General features: G+C 43.2%; 5 protein-coding genes. 4 read left to right on the forward strand and 1 reads right to left on the reverse strand.

The features are described from left to right. Positions 1 to 270: 270 nt before the first annotated feature. Positions 271 to 471, forward strand: coding sequence for a hypothetical protein (locus AC29Z1_RS09940; RefSeq protein ID WP_488271306.1), 201 nt, complete (start codon positions 271 to 273; stop codon positions 469 to 471). Positions 472 to 610: 139 nt separating this feature from the next. Here the strand turns inward: AC29Z1_RS09940 and AC29Z1_RS09945 are convergent, their stop codons facing one another. Then, a complete protein-coding gene (locus AC29Z1_RS09945) occupies positions 611 to 1312 on the reverse strand; it encodes an HAD family hydrolase (RefSeq protein WP_488271307.1) in 702 nt (233 codons plus the stop codon). Between the two features lie 489 nt (positions 1313 to 1801). On the opposite strand from AC29Z1_RS09945, the gene AC29Z1_RS09950 reads away from it, so the two are divergent. From AC29Z1_RS09950 to AC29Z1_RS09960, 3 genes are all read left to right on the forward strand, one after another. Beyond that, a complete protein-coding gene (locus AC29Z1_RS09950; protein WP_488271314.1) occupies positions 1802 to 2446 on the forward strand; it encodes an aconitase family protein in 645 nt (214 codons plus the stop codon). A 79-nt stretch (positions 2447 to 2525) separates the two neighbouring features. Continuing rightward, positions 2526 to 2852 carry a 3-isopropylmalate dehydratase small subunit gene (locus AC29Z1_RS09955; protein WP_488271308.1) on the forward strand — a complete coding sequence of 109 codons (327 nt, stop codon included), beginning with the start codon at positions 2526 to 2528 and terminating at the stop codon, positions 2850 to 2852. A 190-nt stretch (positions 2853 to 3042) separates the two neighbouring features. Then, a partial coding sequence (locus AC29Z1_RS09960) for a nickel-dependent lactate racemase family protein (RefSeq protein WP_488271309.1) occupies positions 3043 to 4181 on the forward strand: 1139 nt, incomplete at its 3' end.

The raw sequence follows: 4181 nt of genomic DNA on the forward strand, positions 1-4181 counted from the left end.
CTAACAATGCCAAAATACGAACCATACTCATCCCTCCCTATATGTAACTATTTGATAATAAAAATTATTGACTAACAACTCATTTTTATGATATACTTTAAAAGTTATTTACCATTGCAATCTGAAATTAAGAAGCAGCCATTAGAACAAGTAATTTTTGCCCAAAGTTCTCTGTAATCTAATGTGTAAATTGGTAATATCAGGTAATGGCGACTATAACAATATGCACACGCTACATTACCAATGTAAACTTAGATTTGGAGGAAACATATGAATCAACGTATAGAACAGTTAATAAACCGGCTGTCCTTGTTCGGGTATTGCCACTTTGAGATTAAGAGAATGATCAAAGATGCCATCGGTATTGAGTGTGCCGCAGGTCTTACTATTACTCAGCAAGCTGCGGTTATTCATCAGTTAGAAAAGTATGAACAGCTTGGATTACATTTCTTACAAACTTATAGCAAATAAAATTGGTGAAACGAGAGTAAAATGCTCTCGTTTTTTTTATTTCTTATTTTACCATTTTTTAGTTCAAACAAACAGTAAAACCCGTGTACAACCTGATTGTAAACGGGTTTGTGTAAAGAATCTAATACTTTTTATTGAATCATAAAGGTTGCCGCTTTATGGTTTCGATTTTTTGAATAAAAGTTTCGACACTTGGCAGAGTTGGAATTACCCACCAGGGAGTACAGCTTGCTAACTCTGCTGGCGAATACGCTCCTGTTGCAATTCCAATGGTATATGCACCGATAGCTTTACCACATTCAATATCATGTGGCGTATCACCAATAACAAATATATTATGCTGCTTAGGGTCTCCCCAATTTTTTCGGACAATATCCAGACCGCTGCGCGCGATGTCCACTCTTAGCTCACACTGCCCTGCAAATGCACTGCGGGAAAAATCGAAGTAGGTATCCAATCCAAAATATTTTAGTTTGATCTCAGCCCCTTGCCGGCTGTTACCTGTCAGTAACAATAATTTATATTCCGCTTGTCCATGCAGCCGAGATAAAATATTTTTCACTTCAGGTAAAATAAGTCCTTTTCTCTTGGCCAACTGTTCGGAAAGCAACGCTTCATACCGGCGGCATAGCAGAGCAATGTCCTCATAGTTCGCCTCCCGTCCAGACACAGCCCGAATAATCTGCCTGGCAATATAATTATCACTCATACCTGCGGTCTTAATGGTGGCAAAATCTACTGACTTGCCCCATAGTTCCTCGGTAGCTAGACAAAAAGCATACAGTCCAGCTTTGGCTGTTCTAATTAATGTTCCGTCGATATCCCAAAAAAGTATCTGCAACAGGTAACACTCCTCTCAGATGATGTGGTTGTAAACTCCAGCACCTTAGTATCCGGCATAGACCGACTAACATACTCTGCTGCTATGTAATAACTCATATCTTGCAAAAAATAAAAAATACAACAAGGGGAAGGTTTTTACCTTCCCCCATAACCAAAGCAGCCATCCATATAGCATTGACTTGTACACGGTTACTTATATGCCAATTAACCATTCATACAACATGTTTGCCAAATAAGGAACTAGCCTTACTCTTCACTAGATGGAGAACTTACTTGGTAACACTCTTACAGATAAGAAAAAACACTATCCTGCCAACTCGCTAACCGACTTGCAACACGGAAAACGGGAAGTTTCCAAAACACTGCATTGGTCTTGAATCTGGCGCTATAAGGATGGTGCTTATTTAAATGATAACATAAGGTTGGTGATTTGGCAAGTGATATTTGCAAAATACTTTGACATTTATAAGTAATACTATATTTATATATCAATAGGAGGCATCCAACAATGGGCATGGCAGTAGAGGCCGGGGCCAAAACCGGACTGATTGCGCCTGATGAAAAAGTATTCAGCTATTTATCAGCCATTGGTGCCACCAAGGGCCTGCCAGTATACAGCGATCTTGATGCGGTCTATAGTCAGACCTTTACATTTGATGCAAGCAAGCTGGTTCCGCAGATCGCATTGCCCCATGAGGTGGACAAGGTTGTTGATATACCCCAGGCTGAAGGCGAAGTGATTCATCAAGCTTACCTTGGTTCTTGTACCAATGGCAGGTATGCCGATTTGGCTGCAGCTGCAAAAATCCTTAAAGGAAGAAAAATACACCCTGAAGTTAGAATGCTGGTATCAGCGGCTTCACGCTCCATCTATCATCAGGCCCTAAAAGACGGCATTATCGAAGTACTATCAGACGCCGGCGCTATGATCCTCGCTCCCAGCTGCGGCGCCTGTCTGGGACTGCACAGCGGAATAATGGCCCGATCGGAAAGGGCCATCTCCTCTACAAACCGTAACTTCATTGGTCGTATGGGTCATAAAGAATCTGAAATATTTTTAGGTTCACCCGCCTCAGTGGCTGCCGCCGCCATCACCGGAAAAATCACAGACCCACGTCATTTCATCCAATAGCCAGCCGATTGAGACTCCTTGCTTCTACCAGCAAGCAATAAACGCAGACAAATTCATTTGTTTATAAGGAGGTCATAGCATGGAGACAATAAAAGGAAAAGCCTTAAAATACGGAGATAATATAAATACTGATCTTATTTCTCCACCCCAGTACCTGGAAAAATCACTTGAAGTCATTGCTCAGCATGCGCTGGAAGGCATTGACGAGCATTTCGTAGAAAAAGCCAGAGGTGGTGCCGTACTTGTCGCTGGTGAAAACTTTGGTCCAGGCTCCAGTCGGGAAACAGCACCGATTGCCCTAAAGCGGGCTGGCGTCAAGGCTATTATCGCTAAATTTTTTGCCGTATCTCTACCGCAATGCCATCAATATCGGATTACCTGTTTTAGAATGTCAGGAGACCGATAAAATCAAAGACGGCGACATCCTGGAAATCAATCTAAGCACCGGAGTCATTACCAATCAGACAGCGGGGGAAAGTTACAAGGTGTCTCCCCTCTCTGAACCTGTGATGGACATCTTGTCGGCAGGAGTATTAATTCCTTTTCTGGAAAAGAAATATGCGAAAAAATAAGTGCCATCAAAATGAGGTGTAATCATGCAAACCCAGTACAAGTTTAAATACGGTAAACGTTTTGTCAGTTTTACCCTTGATTCTGATTTGGTAACGGCAACCCTCGAGTTGAATGAATACCCGCCGCTGCCTGATCCCAAGGCTGCCATTTTGTCGGCCATAAGAAACCCGATTGATAGCAAACCACTGCGTGATATTGTGAGAAAAGGTGAAACCGTTGCCTTTCTTGTCAATGATTCCACCAGGGTAGCCAACAGTCATGTATTTATGCCTATTTTGCTGGACGAATTAAATTCCGTAGGCATCCCTGACAAAGATATGTTTATTATTTTTGCCCTTGGTACCCACCATGAAATGACATGGGAAGAAATGGTGGAGCAAGTAGGCCAGGCCGTTGCCAATCGTGTCAGGATGTATAACTGCAACGCCAAAGATTCCTCCCAGTTCACCAAGGTAGGCACCACCTCACGCGGTACTGAGGTCTACTTCCACAAACTGGCTGTAGAAGCAGACCATATCATCTGTACAGGCAGCATTGTCCATCATTTCTTTGCCGGATACGGCGGCGGACGCAAAGCACTCTTTCCCGGTGTAAGCGCTTATGAAACTATCCGCCGCAACCACTCACTCATGCTGGAGCCTGGTTCTCAATTAGGTAAGCTTGATGGCAATCCGGTCTACGAAGACCAAATAGAGGGCGCCGAAATGTGCCGTCCCTCGTTTTTGTTGAATGTGGTACTAAACGAAAAAAAGGAATTTCTTAAGATTTTTGCCGGGGATTACATTACGGCTCACCGTCAGGGCTGCCAATTTGTTGAAAGTGTTTATGGCACCAAATTGTCTGAACCGGCCGATTTAGTTATTGCCTCTTGCGGCGGCTATCCGAAAGACATAAATGTCTATCAAATGCAAAAAACCATGGAAAACGCGGTACTGGCCGTCAAAGAGGGCGGAGTTATCATTCTCTTGGGTGAGTGTGCCGAAGGCACAGGGTCTGACATGTACGAACAATGGATGCGGCAATATAAAACACCGGAAGCGATTGAGGAAAAAGTTCGCAAAGATTTTGTTATCGGCGGTCATAAGGCCTATGCCGTCACCCGCCTCATGAAAAAAGCCCAGTTTATACTGCTGTCAAATCTTGATGATGAACTGGCCCGGAC

This window comes from Sporomusa sp. (genome assembly GCF_057736855.1).

Bases quoted from the DNA above. Each gene is read 5' to 3' on its own strand.
- AC29Z1_RS09940 (WP_488271306.1), top strand. From the start codon at position 271: ATGAATCAACGTATAGAACAGTTAATAAACCGGCTGTCCTTGTTCGGG.
- AC29Z1_RS09955 (WP_488271308.1), top strand. From the start codon at position 2,526: ATGGAGACAATAAAAGGAAAAGCCTTAAAATACGGAGATAATATAAAT.